The organism is Spiroplasma endosymbiont of Tipula paludosa (genome assembly GCF_964264785.1).
In the GTDB taxonomy this organism is placed as follows: domain Bacteria; phylum Bacillota_I; class Bacilli_A; order Mycoplasmatales; family Nriv7; genus Nriv7.
In genome coordinates, this window is sequence record NZ_OZ183484.1 from 973835 (window position 1) to 991354 (window position 17520).

Sequence of the window (17520 nt, forward strand, 5' to 3'; positions counted from 1 at the left end):
TTTATATGAAATCTTTTGCAATTTTATTTACTTGCACTTACAAGTATAATTCAGCAAACTAATAATTCATTCTTGATGAAAATTTTTAATTCTGCCATAAATTTGTTCAGGCGATCAACCTAATAATAATTTTTGTTGTACATATTTTACTAATTCTCTATTTTTAAATTTATGAAAATAAACATGTAATTGTTTTCTATTTTCTGCTTTATTTTGTGCAATTAATGAAAAATAATGATTATTATCTTTATTTCTATTAACTTCTCGATTAATAGTACTAATACTTCGATTAAGATTTTTAGCTATTTCACTAATTTTTACTTTAAATTTCAATTGATTCTCAATATAAATTCTTTCATCTATGCCAAGATGTTTGTATCCCATATAAAAACTCCTTAAATTTACTTTTTCTAAAATAAACTTAGCATCATGAAATTTTTATATGAAATCTTTTGCAATTTTATTTACTTGCACTTACAAGTATAATTCAGCTTATGAAAATAAACATGTAATTGTTTTCTATTTTCTGCTTTATTTTGTGCAATTAATGAAAAATAATGATTATTATCTTTATTTCTATTAACTTCTCGATTAATAGTACTAATACTTCGATTAAGATTTTTAGCTATTTCACTAATTTTTACTTTAAATTTCAATTGATTCTCAATATAAATTCTTTCATCTATGCCAAGATGTTTGTATCCCATATAAAAACTCCTTAAATTTACTTTTTCTAAAATAAACTTAGCATCATGAAATTTTTATATGAAATCTTTTGCAATTTTATTTACTTGCACTTACAAGTATAATTCAGCACTTTTAACTTATAAGGTTTTAAGCGTAATGCTGCCGCTAAACCAGAAAATCCAGCTCCAATAATAATAACATCATACTTCGTTTGATTATTTTTCATTACGAATGTACACCTCAATAGCATTACCTTAAAATAATTACTTATTATAGTTATATCAAAATTACCAGTTATTAGCAATACTACTAACTAATCGCAAAGATTATAAGAATAATATATAAAAAAATAGTAGAGAAAAATCTTCTCTACCACTTTAAAACATTATATTATATCATTAATGCTCAATAGCAACTTTAATCGCTGGTCCCATAGTAGTGCTAATACTAATATTTTTTACATAAGCACCTTTAACGGCTGCGGGACGAACTTTTCTAAGCGTTTCATAAATCGCTTGATAATTTTCCTTTAACTGCTCTTCACTAAAAGAAACCTTACCAATAATTACATGAACATTACCTTGTTTATCAACACGATATTCAATCTTACCCTTACGAATTTCTGCAATTGCTTTTTGCACATCAGTAGTTACCGTTCCTGTTTTTGGATTTGGCATTAAACCCTTAGGTCCTAATATTTTACCAATCTTTCCTAATTCAGCCATAATATCTGGTGTTGCAATAATAACATCAAAATCAAATCAATTTTCTTTTTGAATTTTTTCAATTAAATCCTTACCACCAACAAAATCAGCTTTATTATCAATCGCCACTTGATTCATACTATTAGTTAATACTAAAATTCTTTGTTTTTTACCAGTTCCTGCCGGTAATACTAACGCTCCACGAAGTTGTTGATCAGCATGTCTTGGATCAACATTTAAAAGAAAAACTAACTCAACCGTAGCATCAAATTTTGTTATTGAAGTTTTTTTAACTAATGAAACAGCTTCATCAATTGAATATATTTTAGTTTTATCAAACATTTGGGATACTTTTTGATAATTTTTAGAATAACGACTCTTTTTAACAATTACCATAACTATTTTTGTTCCCCTTTTGATAGCTTTTCAACAACAATTCCCATATTTCTTGCTGTTCCTTCAATAATTTTCATTGCCTTTTCAATATCATTAGCATTTAAATCAACCATTTTATATTCAGCAATTTCTCTGATTTTATCTTCAGTAATCGTTGCTACTTTTTCTTTTTTACTACTACTTGAACCTTTTTCAATATTAGCTGCTCTTTTTAATAAAACAGCTGCTGGCGTTGTTTTTAAAACAAAATCAAATGACTTATCATCATAAGCAGTAATAACAACAGGGACAACATCACCCATTCTTGTTTTTGTTGCATCATTAAAAGCAATACAAAATTGTGGCATATTAATCCCTAATGAAGCCAATTCCGGACCTGGCTTAGCTTGTGCCGCATTAAACTGTAATTTAGCAATTCTTTTAATTTTTTTAGCCACGAGCAACACCTCCTATACATAATTGTTCTCGCTGTGGTCAACGATATCTCTCCCACATTAACCTATTTTTTTCAGGCTTATATATAATAACATTATTACTGTCACAATTCAACATAACTACTATTAGAAGGTCGCGTTTAGTTTTCTTAGGTATTTTTTAAAAAAGAAAAAATAGTCATTTACTATAAATTATTTCAATATGCAAATTAAGTATATATTTCTTATGTATGATTTTTGTTGTAAAAAATTATTTTAATGTTGTTTTTATAAGCATTTTACTTAGTTTTTATAACCTTTTATTAAGAATATGTTTGTTAATATTAAATATTTTGTTTTATTAATTATTTTTCAAGTAAAAAGGTAATAAATTTTTAGTTGCTTTTCTTTCAAAATTATTCAAATCTTTACCCACCTAACAAAACTTTATGCGCCCCTATTAGAAAATAAACAAATTTATTCAGTTATAATTATCCAGCAATTAAATAATCTCCTCACCACTAAATTAGTTTATTTCCATATTAATATTAACAGTAAGTTATTGATTTAAAAAAATAATAGTTGTTCGTAATCAAACAACTATTATTTTAATTAACATTATTTAATACTTTCTTCTATTTACTAACAGTTAGAACAGTTATTATTTCTTTCACATTCGCGTTCTTTACAAACTACTTCACAAGGATGATAGCGGTCTTCATAACAATCTTTTTTAATGATTTTACACTTATTTATTACTTCTTTATTCTTTTTAATATAAAAACAATCGCATTCTATTTGTTTAGAAGTTATAAGACATTCATTTCTACATTCTTCTTTTTTATTAAATTTACAATTGCATATTAATTGCTTATATCTTGAATCACAAGTTACCACCTTATCTTTACAAAAATTAGGTTGCTCAATAATTAAATTTTCATCTCGTAAATGATTAAAATTTTGATTATGTCTTCTATTTACTCTTGAATCACAGCATATTTTGTTAATTAAATCATTATTAACTTCCAAATTTTTATTTAAATGACATAACGATTCTTTTACTTGAAAATAATCATTTCTCTTCATCATCATTTCTTGTAAAACTTTTTTCAAACAAGCATCTTGCTTTTCAACTAAACAACTATGTCTTTCCAATTTTCTATTTAAATCGTGTCCCATTTTATCAATTAACTCCCTCAAACATTCACTATCATCGCCTATTTTATCAATTAAGCAATTATTTGTTTCAATTTTATTACTTAAACTACCTAAAATTCCTTTTAAGTTACAATTATTATAATTATCTTTAGCCATTATTTCTTCTAATAACTTAATAATGCAACGCTTACTATCAAAATTATCTTCCCGAGATTTACAAATTAATTCATTATTAATTTGAATTTCATTACCTAAATCACATAATTTATCTTTTAAATTTTCATAAAGATTACTTATTGTTTTATCTTTTCTTTTTAATAATTCAATTCTTTTCTTTTGCATCATAATTTTACTTTCGTTGCTCCGAATAGTATCTGTAAGAATAGCTATTTCGCTTTCATTTTTTTTAGGTTCACATTTTAATTCACGAATTTTTTTAAATAATTGACAATTTTCTTGTTCTAATAAAATGATATCATTTTCTAATTCTTCAATTTCTGCTATCACTTCAAGATTATCTTTACCAATTAATTCTTTTTGCAATTTATTTAAAATTTCTTGATTAATTAAAATTTCTTTTTCTAAATTTTTACAGTCAATATCATCATTGTCTTCTTCTAACTCTTTGATTTTAGCTTCTAATTCAACGATTTTATCTTTAAATTCTTGACAATCAACATCATTACCAGTTTCTAATTCTTTAATTCTCGCTTGCAATCCAAGAATTTCTTTACTTTTATCTTCTAATTGTGTTTTCAAAGCTTTTACCTCTTCCTCTAACTTTGTACAATCACCGCCCACATTACCTTCTAACTCTTTAATTCTTGCCTTCAATACAATAATCTCATCCTCAAATTTTTTACAATCAGTACCAATATTACCATCTTCTAACTCTTTAATTCTTGCTTGCAACTTCACAATTTCATCTTTAAATTCTTGACAATCAGTTCCCACATTGCCTTCTAATTCCTTAATTTTTGCTTGCAACGCAATAATTTCCTGATTTTTTTCTTCTAATTGCACCTTTAATTGTTCTAAAGTCGGTTCTTTACCTTCTAAGGCAGCAATTTTGTCATTTAAATCATTTATTTCTTTGTTTAGTAGCAACTTGTACTCGCAATGCAGCAATAGTAGCATCATTCTTACCACCATCATTATCAGCCTCTAAACTATTAATTTGGTTATTTAATGCCATCATTTCTTGTTGTTTTGCAAGCAAGTCGGCTTTTAACTGTTCTAAAGTTGGATTTGCAGGTTCTTCATTCATAGTAAGTACATCTGATGTAAAAATTTGTTGTAAATTATTTTGTAATCGTGTTAAAGCTTCTAATTGTTCTTTTATAAGAGCTTCTTGTCCCTTTTTATTATTATCTTTTGCCATTTACTTAATGCCTCCTAAAATTTTATTAAAACTAATTTTAAATATAAAAAATTGGGAAATAAATACACAAATTATTATATCAATCACCTCCTATATAGGATTTATCATTTATCCAATGACTATTAAATTAACAATATTGCCAAATTGTAAAGTTAAGTGCAACTAAATTATTTTTCTAACCAAATATTCGATTGGCGAAAGATAATTTAGTATTTTTCTTGGTCTTTGGTTTAAAGACAATATAAATTTATGAACTGCATTTTTAGTAGTGTTTGAAAAATTAAATTTTTTAGGAAATTTTTCTCTAATTAAACCATTAGTATTTTCATTAGTACCTCTTTGTCAAGGTGAATATGCATCAGCAAAATAAATTTTCACATTTAAATTTTTTTCAAGTTGTTGTCAATTAGCAAATTCTTTACCCCTATCAAATGTTATAGTCTTAACAAGATTATTTGGAAGAATTGATAAATAATGACTAATATTTTTGTTAATAACTTTAGTAGTTCTATTTTCAACTAATATTGCTAAAGTAAATCTTGATGTTCTTTCAACTAAAGTTATTAAACATGATTTACTTTTACCTCGTGATGATACTACAGTATCACCTTCTCAATGGCCAAGAGTTATGCGATTATTAACATTTCGTTCTTTAATGGATTTACCATTAAATTTACCCCGATTTTCTTGAGATTTTCGTTTCTTACCTTTTCTTCTTAAATTTTTACTAGTAACCTTTTCAAGTAATCCAGAATAAATTCAATTGTAAATTGTTTTAAAACTAATAATTCATTCTTGATGAAAATTTTTAATTCTGCCATAAATTTGTTCAGGCGATCAGCCTAATAATAATTTTTGTTGTACATATTTTACTAATTCTCTATTTTTAAATTTATGAAAATAAACATGTAATTGTTTTCTATTTTCTGCTTTATTTTGTGCAATTAATGAAAAATAATGATTATTATCTTTATTTCTATTAACTTCTCGATTAATAGTACTAATACTTCGATTAAGATTTTTAGCTATTTCACTAATTTTTACTTTAAATTTCAATTGATTCTCAATATAAATTCTTTCATCTATGCCAAGATGTTTGTATCCCATATAAAAACTCCTTAAATTTACTTTTTCTAAAATAAACTTAGCATCATGAAATTTTTATATGAAATCTTTTGCAATTTTATTTACTTGCACTTACAAGTATAATTCAGCATTACAAAAAATTATTTAATTATTTTAAATCTAAGTTAATTAAATTACTAATAAATTTTTTCTCTATTTTTTAATAAATAAGTATAGTATTTAGTAATACCTTTGATTAATTACATTGTATCAAATATTTGCCAAGAAACACTATAATTTTTTAAATTTAAAATAAAAAAAGTAGTTAGTATTTAAAATACTAACTACTTACTTACAAAACTAATTAACTTTCTCACAATAACTAAATTCAGCTTCCACAGGAACATATCTTCCCCCAAAAACTTCAATATTAATTGTTGCTACGCCTTTACTATAATCCATACCAATAACTTCACCTTCTTTATTCTCAAAAGCTCCTGATAATATTTTAACTAGGTCTCCTTCTTTAAAATCAGCAACAAATACTTGTTGAACTTTTTTACTACTAATATTACTTTTTTCTTCACTGCGTCTTAACATATCTCTAGCTTCAGTACGCGATAATGGAAACGGTTTGGATCAATTTCCACTAGACCCAATAAACCCAGTAACACCAGGAGTATTTCTAACAATAAATCAAGCATCATCATTCATAATCATATTAACAAACAAATAACCCGGATATGGATTTTTGCCAATCATTGATTTTGTTTTTTTTGACATTTCTTGCTGTTTCACAATCCGCACATCAAAAATAAAGTCTTTCATATTTAAAGTTTCAACTCGTTGTAATAAATCTTCTTTAACTTTTTCTTCATGACCACTATAGCAATTAATTGTATATCACTTACCTAATAAATCACTAGAATCCTTTTCTTGTTTAATATCTTCTTTTATCATCTTTTTCTACTCCTTATTAAATAACTAAAATTTTACTAACTTCTAAAATTAATTGTAATAATGTTTGAACAATTGCAAAGAAAATTGCAAAGAAAGTAATAAATCCAACAGTTAATCAAAATTTTTTATTTAACTGCAAACTTTTTGCTCAACGAACACGACGCATTTCTCTAGTCATTAATAATGGTAAATCCAGTAAAGATTTTTTAAATCTCCGACCACGATTTCCATTTATTTTTGAATCTAAAATACTTTTTTTAATAATCGCCTCTTTAGTTTGTGAACTAACTTTTCTTTGTCCTAAAATCGGTTTAGTTTTTTTAACTTTTAATGCCTTATGTTCCGATTTTACCTTTTTTACTTTGTGCTTTTCTTTAGCCATCAATATTTATTTCCTCTCTAAATATTATCTTGTTTCCTTATGAATTGTATGTTGATTACAGTGCTTACAAAACTTTTTTAAAGATAATCTAACAGTTTGATTAGAACTATTAGTAAAAGTATTATAGTTTCTTGACAGACATTGATCGCAAACTAAAATAATTTTTTGTTGCATTATCTTTCTCCCTTTTATCCATATACATTATATAATAACAAAAATATGCTGTCAAATAACAATTATATTAGGGTGGTGTAAAGTTATTAGCGATATATTCTTAAACAAACAACACTTATATCACACCTTCTCATGCTAACAATGCTAATTTAATTTCTACCCCATAAAGATAATTAATCCGCTTACTATTTTTATTAATAACCCGATGACACGGAATACTAATTGCTAACGGATTTCTTTTTAATGCCGACCCCACTGCTCGGACTGCTAATGGATGATTAATCATTTTAGCAATGTCACTATAAGTTCTTGTCTCACCATAAGGGATTTGCTTTGTTGCTTCTAATACCTTTTGACTAAACTTAGTTGTATTTAACATATAATCAAACGAAAATGCTTTTCTTTGTTTAATAAAATATTCAGCAATTTCTTGTAAACATTGTTTTATTTCTTTTGATAATGATGAAAACAAAGGACAAGCTAAAATAAAACTAATATTAGTAATTTTATTATTTTGACTAGTAACCATTACTAATCCCACCGGACTTTGATAATATCCTTGTTTCATATTTTTAACCTTGCCTTACATACAATCACGATTTTTTTGTAATTTAACTTTTGCTCGTTGATAAGCATTATCAACACTTTTATAACTAATATTTAATTTATGGGATATTTCTTCATTAGAATAATCTTGTGACTTTAATAAAATAACTTCATTTTCTAATTTAGTTAAAAATGACAAACCATAATTAATCCATTTAGGTTCAGCTACTAAATATGATTGTTCAACCGTTGTTCTCTCATATTGCGTATCATAACTAATGGCATAATTCATTACAGCATGCTTCTTATTAATGTATTTTCTAATATATTAGACTTGGTACATAACCTTTAATTTTATCTACTATTTTGATAATTATTTTTTAGATGAAATACAAATGTTAGATAAATACAAAGATAAAAATGAATTTTATAGTTTAGTCGGCATAAAATGTTATAGTTATGTACCAAGTCTATTGTAATAAATCTCATTTTAATCTTTGTTGCATATAATTAGAAAAACTTTTATTTGCTGTCTCCCGATAAGTTTTCATACTGTTATAAAATGAAAAATATTGTAAAGAACTAAAATCACTTAACTCTAGAGGAATTGCTGAAAATTTTCGAAAAGTTATAAAAGTAATTTTTTCAATTGCTGAATTATACTTGTAAGTGCAAGTAAATAAAATTGCAAAAGATTTCATATAAAAATTTCATGATGCTAAGTTTATTTTAGAAAAAGTAAATTTAAGGAGTTTTTATATGGGATACAAACATCTTGGCATAGATGAAAGAATTTATATTGAGAATCAATTGAAATTTAAAGTAAAAATTAGTGAAATAGCTAAAAATCTTAATCGAAGTATTAGTACTATTAATCGAGAAGTTAATAGAAATAAAGATAATAATCATTATTTTTCATTAATTGCACAAAATAAAGCAGAAAATAGAAAACAATTACATGTTTATTTTCATAAGCTGAATTATACTTGTAAGTGCAAGTAAATAAAATTGCAAAAGATTTCATATAAAAATTTCATGATGCTAAGTTTATTTTAGAAAAAGTAAATTTAAGGAGTTTTTATATGGGATACAAACATCTTGGCATAGATGAAAGAATTTATATTGAGAATCAATTGAAATTTAAAGTAAAAATTAGTGAAATAGCTAAAAATCTTAATCGAAGTATTAGTACTATTAATCGAGAAGTTAATAGAAATAAAGATAATAATCATTATTTTTCATTAATTGCACAAAATAAAGCAGAAAATAGAAAACAATTACATGTTTATTTTCATAAATTTAAAAATAGAGAATTAGTAAAATATGTACAACAAAAATTATTATTAGGTTGATCGCCTGAACAAATTTATGGCAGAATTAAAAATTTTCATCAAGAATGAATTATTAGTTTTAAAACAATTTACAATTGAATTTATTCTGGATTACTTGAAAAGGTTACTAGTAAAAATTTAAGAAGAAAAGGTAAGAAACGAAAATCTCAAGAAAATCGGGGTAAATTTAATGGTAAATCCATTAAAGAACGAAATGTTAATAATCGCATAACTCTTGGCCATTGAGAAGGTGATACTGTAGTATCATCACGAGGTAAAAGTAAATCATGTTTAATAACTTTAGTTGAAAGAACATCAAGATTTACTTTAGCAATATTAGTTGAAAATAGAACTACTAAAGTTATTAACAAAAATATTAGTCATTATTTATCAATTCTTCCAAATAATCTTGTTAAGACTATAACATTTGATAGGGGTAAAGAATTTGCTAATTGACAACAACTTGAAAAAAATTTAAATGTGAAAATTTATTTTGCTGATGCATATTCACCTTGACAAAGAGGTACTAATGAAAATACTAATGGTTTAATTAGAGAAAAATTTCCTAAAAAATTTAATTTTTCAAACACTACTAAAAATGCAGTTCATAAATTTATATTGTCTTTAAACCAAAGACCAAGAAAAATACTAAATTATCTTTCGCCAATCGAATATTTGGTTAGAAAAATAATTTAGTTGCACTTAACTTTACAATTTGGCAAGTAAATAAAATTGCAAAAGATTTCATATAAAAATTTCATGATGCTAAGTTTATTTTAGAAAAAGTAAATTTAAGGAGTTTTTATATGGGATACAAACATCTTGGCATAGATGAAAGAATTTATATTGAGAATCAATTGAAATTTAAAGTAAAAATTAGTGAAATAGCTAAAAATCTTAATCGAAGTATTAGTACTATTAATCGAGAAGTTAATAGAAATAAAGATAATAATCATTATTTTTCATTAATTGCACAAAATAAAGCAGAAAATAGAAAACAATTACATGTTTATTTTCATAAATTTAAAAATAGAGAATTAGTAAAATATGTACAACAAAAATTATTATTAGGTTGATCGCCTGAACAAATTTATGGCAGAATTAAAAATTTTCATCAAGAATGAATTATTAGTTTTAAAACAATTTACAATTGAATTTATTCTGGATTACTTGAAAAGGTTACTAGTAAAAATTTAAGAAGAAAAGGTAAGAAACGAAAATCTCAAGAAAATCGGGGTAAATTTAATGGTAAATCCATTAAAGAACGAAATGTTAATAATCGCATAACTCTTGGCCATTGAGAAGGTGATACTGTAGTATCATCACGAGGTAAAAGTAAATCATGTTTAATAACTTTAGTTGAAAGAACATCAAGATTTACTTTAGCAATATTAGTTGAAAATAGAACTACTAAAGTTATTAACAAAAATATTAGTCATTATTTATCAATTCTTCCAAATAATCTTGTTAAGACTATGACATTTGATAGGGGTAAAGAATTTGCTAATTGACAACAACTTGAAAAAAATTTAAATGTGAAAATTTATTTTGCTGATGCATATTCACCTTGACAAAGAGGTACTAATGAAAATACTAATGGTTTAATTAGAGAAAAATTTCCTAAAAAATTTAATTTTTCAAACACTACTAAAAATGCAGTTCATAAATTTATATTGTCTTTAAACCAAAGACCAAGAAAAATACTAAATTATCTTTCGCCAATCGAATATTTGGTTAGAAAAATAATTTAGTTGCACTTAACTTTACAATTTGGCAATTAAATTAAAATATTTTTTTCATAAAAATATAAACGCTGGTTGTTGATAGGCAATTTGGTATTGATATATTAATTCATTATCTTCCATTTAAACTCCTTAATTATTTTGATTATTCCGAACTTGATATAATAGCAAAGCACTAGCAACAGCAACATTTAAAGAATTAATATGACCTTGCATTGGTACTTTAACAATATAATCAGAATTATTTAAAAGTTTCTGACTAACACCTTTGCCCTCATTACCAACAATTAAAGCAATCGGTTTTTTATAGTCAACATTATAATAATTAATTTCGGTATTTAAAGCACTAGCAACAATCCAAAAACCATTTTCTTTTAATGTCGTTAAAGTATTACTAAGATTAGTTACTTTCACAACCGGCACATAGTTAATCGCACCAACAGAAGTTTTTGCAACCGTAGCATTTAATTCTACTTGTCTTTGCTTCAAAATAATAACCGCATCAACATTAACTGCATCACAACTTCGCAAAATTGCTCCAAAATTTCTTGGATCTTCAATTTGATCTAAAATTAAAATTAAAGGGTATTTCTTAGTTTTTATTTTTTGTAAAACTCCTTCTAAAGAAGAATACACATATTCCTTAATTAAACAGACAATTCCTTGATGTTTTGAATGTTTAACTAATAATAATAATTGTTCTTTATTACTAATAACATAAGAAATATTCGCCTGCTTTAATTGTTCAATAATAACTTTTTCTTGTGGTAAAATAAAAACTTTTTCAATTCGTTGACGGTCATCAGCTAACAATTGTTTTAAAGGATTTTTACCATAAATATAATTTGCCATTTTTGTTACTCCTTAATAAAGAAAATTATTTTTGAACATATTTTATAAAATATTTTTCGCTTGTAATTGTTCTCTAATTTTATCTGCTAAATTATATTTTTTTTGTTTACGCGCATTTTGTCAAGATAATAATAATTGTTTCACATCATCATCAAACGAAACTAATGAAAATTGTAAACCTAAAAGAAATAAACATTGTTGCAGGGTATTAAACAATGGCAAAATTGCTCCCAATTTTCCTTTTAAAATATTATTAATTTCCTTAATAATTTGTTCAATTATTACTCAAGCATTAGCAAAGTTAAGGTCATCTTGTAAATAATTTACCACTTGCATCACAAGTTGTTCATTTTTTTCATTAGTATTAACCTCGCCATTTAAAAATGCGATTACTAAACTTTCTTTTAATATTTGATGAATTTTTGCAACTTTTTCTTTTCCTTGCATAATAAAATTTTTAGTAATATTTAATGGTTTAGAATAATGGGTTAGCGTTAATAAATATCGTAAAACATTAGCATCATAATGGTGCAAAAATTCTTTAACAACAATAGTATTTTTAAGAGATTTTGACATTTTGACATCATCATAAAATAGATGGCCATTATGAAGTCATATTTTAACAGGTTCTTGCTTATTTAATGCCAACAATTGAATTCTTTCATTTTCATGATGAGGAAATATTAAATCAATACCGCCACCGTGAATATTAATCGGGTGTTTAAAATATTTATTAATAAATAACGCACATTCAGTATGTCACCCCGGTCTGCCTTCACTTCAAGGCGAAGTTCATTTTTGTCCCTGATCGGTTTTTTTCCATAAAACAAAATCATTAACATAATTTTTATTACTATCAATTGCAACTCTAATTCCTACTTGCAAATCCTTTAAATTTTTCTTTGATAATTGTCCATAAGATTGAAAATATTTTTCTATTGCTAAATAAACATTACCATTCTTAACATAAGCAGCTTCAATTTTAACTAACCGTTCAATAAATTTAATAATATCAGCAATATTATCACTTACTTTGACAAATAAATTTGGTTCATAAACATTTAACTGTTTTAAAACCTCAAAATAACTTTTAGTATACTTTTCTGTTAATTCCTTTTCCGTTATTTTTTCTAAATGAGCTTGATGAATAATTTTATCATCAATATCAGTAATATTTTGCACATAAAAAACTTTCTGTTTAGTAACCATAAATAATCGCTGCAAGATATCAAAAATAACAATTGGTCGCATATTCCCAATATGAATATCACCATAAACTGTCGGCCCACAAACATACATTGTAACTATCAAGTCATTGATTTTAATTTTTTGTTGTTGTTTACTATCTCATATTTGCATTAAATTCACCTATATAATCTAAAAAATATTATAACATACTTAAAATATTATGGTAAGATTACCATATGAAAAAACATGTTTGAAGTATAATAACGATAGCTTTTATCGGTTTGACAGCACAAATTATGGGATTTTTATGACTATATTGACAAAAAACTAATTTTCAAAAAATAAGTAACATATATTTTTTAATTGCTATTAGCCTTTTAACAATAAAAATAATTTTCTATTTAATATTTAAAGCTGAATTATACTTGTAAGTGCAAGTAAATAAAATTGCAAAAGATTTCATATAAAAATTTCATGATGCTAAGTTTATTTTAGAAAAAGTAAATTTAAGGAGTTTTTATATGGGATACAAACATCTTGGCATAGATGAAAGAATTTATATTGAGAATCAATTGAAATTTAAAGTAAAAATTAGTGAAATAGCTAAAAATCTTAATCGAAGTATTAGTACTATTAATCGAGAAGTTAATAGAAATAAAGATAATAATCATTATTTTTCATTAATTGCACAAAATAAAGCAGAAAATAGAAAACAATTACATGTTTATTTTCATAAATTTAAAAATAGAGAATTAGTAAAATATGTACAACAAAAATTATTATTAGGTTGATCGCCTGAACAAATTTATGGCAGAATTAAAAATTTTCATCAAGAATGAATTATTAGTTTTAAAACAATTTACAATTGAATTTATTCTGGATTACTTGAAAAAGTTACTAATAAAAATTTAAGAAGAAAAGGTAAGAAACGAAAATCTCAAGAAAATCGGGGTAAATTTAATGGTAAATGCTGAATTATACTTGTAAGTGCAAGTAAATAAAATTGCAAAAGATTTCATATAAAAATTTCATGATGCTAAGTTTATTTTAGAAAAAGTAAATTTAAGGAGTTTTTATATGGGATACAAACATCTTGGCATAGATGAAAGAATTTATATTGAGAATCAATTGAAATTTAAAGTAAAAATTAGTGAAATAGCTAAAAATCTTAATCGAAGTATTAGTACTATTAATCGAGAAGTTAATAGAAATAAAGATAATAATCATTATTTTTCATTAATTGCACAAAATAAAGCAGAAAATAGAAAACAATTACATGTTTATTTTCATAAGCTGAATTATACTTGTAAGTGCAAGTAAATAAAATTGCAAAAGATTTCATATAAAAATTTCATGATGCTAAGTTTATTTTAGAAAAAGTAAATTTAAGGAGTTTTTATATGGGATACAAACATCTTGGCATAGATGAAAGAATTTATATTGAGAATCAATTGAAATTTAAAGTAAAAATTAGTGAAATAGCTAAAAATCTTAATCGAAGTATTAGTACTATTAATCGAGAAGTTAATAGAAATAAAGATAATAATCATTATTTTTCATTAATTGCACAAAATAAAGCAGAAAATAGAAAACAATTACATGTTTATTTTCATAAATTTAAAAATAGAGAATTAGTAAAATATGTACAACAAAAATTATTATTAGGTTGATCGCCTGAACAAATTTATGGCAGAATTAAAAATTTTCATCAAGAATGAATTATTAGTTTTAAAACAATTTACAATTGAATTTATTCTGGATTACTTGAAAAGGTTACTAGTAAAAATTTAAGAAGAAAAGGTAAGAAACGAAAATCTCAAGAAAATCGGGGTAAATTTAATGGTAAATCCATTAAAGAACGAAATGTTAATAATCGCATAACTCTTGGCCATTGAGAAGGTGATACTGTAGTATCATCACGAGGTAAAAGTAAATCATGTTTAATAACTTTAGTTGAAAGAACATCAAGATTTACTTTAGCAATATTAGTTGAAAATAGAACTACTAAAGTTATTAACAAAAATATTAGTCATTATTTATCAATTCTTCCAAATAATCTTGTTAAGACTATAACATTTGATAGGGGTAAAGAATTTGCTAATTGACAACAACTTGAAAAAAATTTAAATGTGAAAATTTATTTTGCTGATGCATATTCACCTTGACAAAGAGGTACTAATGAAAATACTAATGGTTTAATTAGAGAAAAATTTCCTAAAAAATTTAATTTTTCAAACACTACTAAAAATGCAGTTCATAAATTTATATTGTCTTTAAACCAAAGACCAAGAAAAATACTAAATTATCTTTCGCCAATCGAATATTTGGTTAGAAAAATAATTTAGTTGCACTTAACTTTACAATTTGGCAAGTAAATAAAATTGCAAAAGATTTCATATAAAAATTTCATGATGCTAAGTTTATTTTAGAAAAAGTAAATTTAAGGAGTTTTTATATGGGATACAAACATCTTGGCATAGATGAAAGAATTTATATTGAGAATCAATTGAAATTTAAAGTAAAAATTAGTGAAATAGCTAAAAATCTTAATCGAAGTATTAGTACTATTAATCGAGAAGTTAATAGAAATAAAGATAATAATCATTATTTTTCATTAATTGCACAAAATAAAGCAGAAAATAGAAAACAATTACATGTTTATTTTCATAAATTTAAAAATAGAGAATTAGTAAAATATGTACAACAAAAATTATTATTAGGTTGATCGCCTGAACAAATTTATGGCAGAATTAAAAATTTTCATCAAGAATGAATTATTAGTTTTAAAACAATTTACAATTGAATTTATTCTGGATTACTTGAAAAGGTTACTAGTAAAAATTTAAGAAGAAAAGGTAAGAAACGAAAATCTCAAGAAAATCGGGGTAAATTTAATGGTAAATCCATTAAAGAACGAAATGTTAATAATCGCATAACTCTTGGCCATTGAGAAGGTGATACTGTAGTATCATCACGAGGTAAAAGTAAATCATGTTTAATAACTTTAGTTGAAAGAACATCAAGATTTACTTTAGCAATATTAGTTGAAAATAGAACTACTAAAGTTATTAACAAAAATATTAGTCATTATTTATCAATTCTTCCAAATAATCTTGTTAAGACTATGACATTTGATAGGGGTAAAGAATTTGCTAATTGACAACAACTTGAAAAAAATTTAAATGTGAAAATTTATTTTGCTGATGCATATTCACCTTGACAAAGAGGTACTAATGAAAATACTAATGGTTTAATTAGAGAAAAATTTCCTAAAAAATTTAATTTTTCAAACACTACTAAAAATGCAGTTCATAAATTTATATTGTCTTTAAACCAAAGACCAAGAAAAATACTAAATTATCTTTCGCCAATCGAATATTTGGTTAGAAAAATAATTTAGTTGCACTTAACTTTACAATTTGGCAAATAAAAAAATATTTAATTATTAAAAGTTAATAATGCTGTTATTTATAAAATTTAATCGCTCTCCTAATCAACTTAATTTAAAATCACAACAAATGCAATTAGACTTCACGATTGACACATTAGACAAAGAATATACCCAACTAATTCTTAAAAAAATTCAAGAAGCTGGCTATAATGTAATAATTAGTTAGCATTGCTAACCATTCAATTTATTCAATAGACTTGGTACATAACCTTTAATTTTATCTACTATTTTGATAATATTATTTACTAGGTGAAGTACAAATGTTAGATAAATACAAAGACGAAAATGAATTTTATAGTCTAATAGGCATAAAATATAAAACTTTCATGAAAATGGTAGAAATTTTAAAAGAAGCTAAAGCTAAACAAAAACAAATTGGTGGTAGACCAAATAAATTATCAATAGAGCAAAGATTACTTATGACTTTAGAATACTGAAAAGAATATAGTACATATCGTATTATTGCAAAAAAATATAATATTAGTCATGTTAGTTGTATTCGTAATATCTTTTGAGTTGAAAATACTCTAATAAAAAATAGTCACTTTCATATACCTGGCAAAAAGATATTATTGGAACATAAAGTTACTAATAATAATTTATTAGCAATTGATGCTACAGAAATTCCAATTGAAAGAATTAAAAAAAACTAAAATTATTATTTTCTGGTAAGAAAAGGCAACATTCATTAAAATCGCAAATAATTATTGATTTATTTAACAATAAAATTATTTCAGTAGATTTTTGTTATGGCAGTATTCATGATTATAAGTTATTTTTAAAATCAAATACACTTATAAATCCAAAATTAGAATTAATTGCCGATTCAGGCTATCAAGGTTTGCAAAATGTTCATAAAAATACATTATTGCCAATTAAAAAGAGTAAAAATAATCCCTTAAATCCAGATAAAAAGGAATATAATAGCTTTTTAAGTAAAGTTAGAATTGCCATTGAACATGTTTTTGCTAGATTAAAAAGATTTAAAATACTAGTTTATCGTTATCGCAATAAGATTAGAAGATTTGGATTACGATTTAACTTAATTTCAGGAATATATAATTTTGAATTAAGCTAGTTATAGTTATGT

Annotated in this window: 25 protein-coding genes; 9 read left to right on the forward strand and 16 right to left on the reverse strand. The window is 24.5% G+C overall.

Going from position 1 to position 17520, the window contains the following annotated elements; all coding sequences use genetic code 4:
* Window positions 1–27 precede the first annotated feature (27 nt).
* From ACFEL5_RS05775 to ACFEL5_RS05840, 14 genes are all read right to left on the reverse strand, one after another.
* Window positions 28–384 (reverse strand): helix-turn-helix domain-containing protein, encoded by a 357-nt coding sequence (locus ACFEL5_RS05775; protein ID WP_342277956.1) that lies wholly within the window; start codon window positions 382–384, stop codon window positions 28–30.
* Window positions 385–464: 80 nt separating this feature from the next.
* Window positions 465–707: a helix-turn-helix domain-containing protein gene (locus tag ACFEL5_RS05780; protein ID WP_375315104.1), complete on the reverse strand. Its 243-nt coding sequence runs from the start codon at window positions 705–707 to the stop codon at window positions 465–467.
* Between the two features lie 80 nt (window positions 708–787).
* Window positions 788–913, reverse strand: a complete 126-nt coding sequence (locus ACFEL5_RS05785) for an FAD-binding protein (protein WP_375315205.1) — start codon at window positions 911–913, stop codon at window positions 788–790.
* 172 nt (window positions 914–1085) lie between these two features.
* On the reverse strand, window positions 1086–1787 hold the full coding sequence (rplA, locus tag ACFEL5_RS05790; RefSeq protein ID WP_342262715.1) for a 50S ribosomal protein L1: 702 nt from the start codon (window positions 1785–1787) through the stop codon (window positions 1086–1088).
* A 2-nt stretch (window positions 1788–1789) separates the two neighbouring features.
* Window positions 1790–2224, reverse strand: coding sequence for a 50S ribosomal protein L11 (rplK, locus tag ACFEL5_RS05795; RefSeq protein WP_338968191.1), 435 nt, complete (start codon window positions 2222–2224; stop codon window positions 1790–1792).
* Between the two features lie 618 nt (window positions 2225–2842).
* Entirely contained in the window at window positions 2843–4465 is a 1623-nt protein-coding gene (locus ACFEL5_RS05800; protein WP_375315206.1) for a hypothetical protein, read from the reverse strand.
* Window positions 4407–4739, reverse strand: coding sequence for a hypothetical protein (locus ACFEL5_RS05805; protein ID WP_375315207.1), 333 nt, complete (start codon window positions 4737–4739; stop codon window positions 4407–4409). Before ACFEL5_RS05805 ends, ACFEL5_RS05800 begins: the two co-directional genes overlap by 59 nt.
* 162 nt (window positions 4740–4901) lie before the next feature.
* Window positions 4902–5846, reverse strand: coding sequence for an IS30 family transposase (locus ACFEL5_RS05810; RefSeq protein WP_338966716.1), 945 nt, complete (start codon window positions 5844–5846; stop codon window positions 4902–4904).
* Between the two features lie 318 nt (window positions 5847–6164).
* Window positions 6165–6764 carry a transcription termination/antitermination protein NusG gene (locus ACFEL5_RS05815; protein WP_342189869.1) on the reverse strand — a complete coding sequence of 200 codons (600 nt, stop codon included), beginning with the start codon at window positions 6762–6764 and terminating at the stop codon, window positions 6165–6167.
* Window positions 6765–6780: 16 nt separating this feature from the next.
* Window positions 6781–7149 (reverse strand): hypothetical protein, encoded by a 369-nt coding sequence (locus ACFEL5_RS05820; RefSeq protein ID WP_375315208.1) that lies wholly within the window; start codon window positions 7147–7149, stop codon window positions 6781–6783.
* A 21-nt stretch (window positions 7150–7170) separates the two neighbouring features.
* Entirely contained in the window at window positions 7171–7320 is a 150-nt protein-coding gene (gene rpmG / locus ACFEL5_RS05825; RefSeq protein WP_215826970.1) for a 50S ribosomal protein L33, read from the reverse strand.
* 115 nt (window positions 7321–7435) lie between these two features.
* The gene (locus tag ACFEL5_RS05830; protein ID WP_338968204.1) at window positions 7436–7888 is read right to left on the reverse strand and encodes a methylated-DNA--[protein]-cysteine S-methyltransferase; all 453 of its coding nucleotides are present in this window, start codon (window positions 7886–7888) and stop codon (window positions 7436–7438) included.
* A 15-nt stretch (window positions 7889–7903) separates the two neighbouring features.
* Window positions 7904–8158: a sigma factor-like helix-turn-helix DNA-binding protein gene (locus ACFEL5_RS05835; RefSeq protein ID WP_375315209.1), complete on the reverse strand. Its 255-nt coding sequence runs from the start codon at window positions 8156–8158 to the stop codon at window positions 7904–7906.
* 178 nt (window positions 8159–8336) lie between these two features.
* A complete protein-coding gene (locus tag ACFEL5_RS05840) occupies window positions 8337–8567 on the reverse strand; it encodes a hypothetical protein (RefSeq protein ID WP_375315210.1) in 231 nt (76 codons plus the stop codon).
* A gap of 58 nt (window positions 8568–8625) precedes the next feature.
* On the opposite strand from ACFEL5_RS05840, the gene ACFEL5_RS05845 reads away from it, so the two are divergent.
* The 3 genes from ACFEL5_RS05845 (at window position 8626) to ACFEL5_RS05855 (ending at window position 10948) form a co-directional block, all read left to right on the forward strand.
* On the forward strand, window positions 8626–8868 hold the full coding sequence (locus ACFEL5_RS05845) for a helix-turn-helix domain-containing protein (protein WP_375315104.1): 243 nt from the start codon (window positions 8626–8628) through the stop codon (window positions 8866–8868).
* 80 nt (window positions 8869–8948) lie between these two features.
* The gene (locus ACFEL5_RS05850; protein WP_338966716.1) at window positions 8949–9893 is read left to right on the forward strand and encodes an IS30 family transposase; all 945 of its coding nucleotides are present in this window, start codon (window positions 8949–8951) and stop codon (window positions 9891–9893) included.
* Between the two features lie 110 nt (window positions 9894–10003).
* Window positions 10004–10948 (forward strand): IS30 family transposase, encoded by a 945-nt coding sequence (locus ACFEL5_RS05855; RefSeq protein ID WP_375315211.1) that lies wholly within the window; start codon window positions 10004–10006, stop codon window positions 10946–10948.
* Between the two features lie 123 nt (window positions 10949–11071).
* Here the strand turns inward: ACFEL5_RS05855 and rlmB are convergent, their stop codons facing one another.
* Complete coding sequence (gene rlmB, locus ACFEL5_RS05860; protein ID WP_338968211.1) at window positions 11072–11791, reverse strand: 23S rRNA (guanosine(2251)-2'-O)-methyltransferase RlmB; 720 nt, start codon at window positions 11789–11791, stop codon at window positions 11072–11074.
* Between the two features lie 42 nt (window positions 11792–11833).
* Window positions 11834–13150 (reverse strand): cysteine--tRNA ligase, encoded by a 1317-nt coding sequence (gene cysS, locus ACFEL5_RS05865; protein WP_342189865.1) that lies wholly within the window; start codon window positions 13148–13150, stop codon window positions 11834–11836.
* 350 nt (window positions 13151–13500) lie between these two features.
* Here cysS and ACFEL5_RS05870 point away from each other — a divergent pair, with 350 nt between their 5' ends.
* From ACFEL5_RS05870 to ACFEL5_RS05895, 6 genes are all read left to right on the forward strand, one after another.
* Window positions 13501–13980 carry an IS30 family transposase gene (locus ACFEL5_RS05870; protein ID WP_375315212.1) on the forward strand — a complete coding sequence of 160 codons (480 nt, stop codon included), beginning with the start codon at window positions 13501–13503 and terminating at the stop codon, window positions 13978–13980.
* 76 nt (window positions 13981–14056) lie between these two features.
* Window positions 14057–14299: a helix-turn-helix domain-containing protein gene (locus tag ACFEL5_RS05875; protein ID WP_375315104.1), complete on the forward strand. Its 243-nt coding sequence runs from the start codon at window positions 14057–14059 to the stop codon at window positions 14297–14299.
* An 80-nt stretch (window positions 14300–14379) separates the two neighbouring features.
* Window positions 14380–15324 (forward strand): IS30 family transposase, encoded by a 945-nt coding sequence (locus ACFEL5_RS05880; RefSeq protein ID WP_338966716.1) that lies wholly within the window; start codon window positions 14380–14382, stop codon window positions 15322–15324.
* Window positions 15325–15434: 110 nt separating this feature from the next.
* Window positions 15435–16379: an IS30 family transposase gene (locus tag ACFEL5_RS05885; protein WP_375315211.1), complete on the forward strand. Its 945-nt coding sequence runs from the start codon at window positions 15435–15437 to the stop codon at window positions 16377–16379.
* Between the two features lie 311 nt (window positions 16380–16690).
* On the forward strand, window positions 16691–17083 hold the full coding sequence (locus ACFEL5_RS05890) for a transposase family protein (RefSeq protein ID WP_375315019.1): 393 nt from the start codon (window positions 16691–16693) through the stop codon (window positions 17081–17083).
* A 59-nt stretch (window positions 17084–17142) separates the two neighbouring features.
* Complete coding sequence (locus tag ACFEL5_RS05895; RefSeq protein WP_342224590.1) at window positions 17143–17508, forward strand: transposase family protein; 366 nt, start codon at window positions 17143–17145, stop codon at window positions 17506–17508.
* Window positions 17509–17520: the final 12 nt, after the last annotated feature.